Raw genomic sequence first — 421 nt, forward strand, 5'->3', positions numbered from 1 at the left:
GGTAGCCTGTCCGATTAAGCCTCTTATCTTGCTTTCATGTTCAGGTCTGACCTTCTTCCATTCATTGAGTCCCGTACCAAACACACTAGCGAGCTGCTTATCTCTTTTTAATTCAGCACAGGCCTGATTCAGTTCTGCCATGACGTTACGTTTACGGGGATTAACAGCGATACCTTTTGTCCAGTACTCATAAAGCACGTCGTCGCATTCGCCCTGATAGCGGATTACTTTATCCCTAATTTCAGGCTTAACTTTGTTTGGACTGATAGTTGCTAGCCAACCTGCTAGCTTACGGAGAGCAAGGCAAGTCATTAACTGCAAACCACCTTTTGTAGGTGTTGGGATTTCCTCAACCCCTTTTTTAAAGCGTTGTTTTAACTTAGTATATTGCCCTGCCCAGTCCATTCCCATCCCTTCAACA

General features: G+C 44.7%; 1 protein-coding gene. It reads right to left on the reverse strand.

Annotation, left to right across the window (positions count from 1 at the left end; all coding sequences use genetic code 11):
* Positions 1-421, reverse strand: a 421-nt coding sequence (locus tag Xsto_RS20935; protein WP_099126333.1) for a phage antirepressor N-terminal domain-containing protein, incomplete at both ends; no start/stop codon positions are given.

It is taken from the genome of Xenorhabdus stockiae (genome assembly GCF_002632825.1).
Lineage (GTDB): Bacteria > Pseudomonadota > Gammaproteobacteria > Enterobacterales > Enterobacteriaceae > Xenorhabdus > Xenorhabdus stockiae.